1 protein-coding gene is annotated in these 480 nt (G+C 53.5%); it reads right to left on the bottom strand.

What is annotated here, in order from left to right; all coding sequences use genetic code 11:
* Positions 1–450, bottom strand: a 450-nt coding sequence (locus MUU47_RS00205) for a LysR family transcriptional regulator (protein WP_258986124.1), incomplete at its 3' end; no start/stop codon positions are given.
* Between the last annotated feature and the right edge of the window lie 30 nt (positions 451–480).

The following is a 480-nucleotide window of genomic DNA, read 5'->3' as shown; positions in this document are numbered from 1 at the left end:
GGTAGAGACATAGCTGGAATCTGCCATTACGCCACCGCGGATCGCCAGATCGATACGCTGGCCTATCAGGTCGATCTTTTCATCATGAATTTCCAGCCTCAGCGTGATGCGTGGGTGTTCATCAAGGAAGCTCTGTAGCGCCGGCACCAGATAATGGGTGGCAAATTCCGTCGAGGTGGCGACGCGCAACTCACCGGCCAGTTCGCCGCGCAGCGCGGCAATACGCTGTTGACCCCGCTCGGCGGCATGGATCATCAGAACACAGTCCTCATAAAAGCACAGCCCGGCTTCGGTCAGGCTCAGTGAACGAGTAGAACGCAGAAGTAATTGAATGCCCAGCTCGTTTTCCAGCTGGCGGATATGCTGGCTGACGGCGGAGGTCGTAATGCCTAATTCTTTGGCTGCCATGCTGAATGCGCCGCAATCGACAACTTTAGAAAAAATGGCCATGCGTTTTAGAATATTACTCATAGTTTGTTA

It is taken from the genome of Scandinavium hiltneri (assembly GCF_024764835.1).
GTDB lineage: Bacteria > Pseudomonadota > Gammaproteobacteria > Enterobacterales > Enterobacteriaceae > Scandinavium > Scandinavium hiltneri.
The sequence above is the reverse complement of the archived record's forward strand: the minus strand, read 5'-3'. Positions and strand labels throughout refer to the sequence as shown.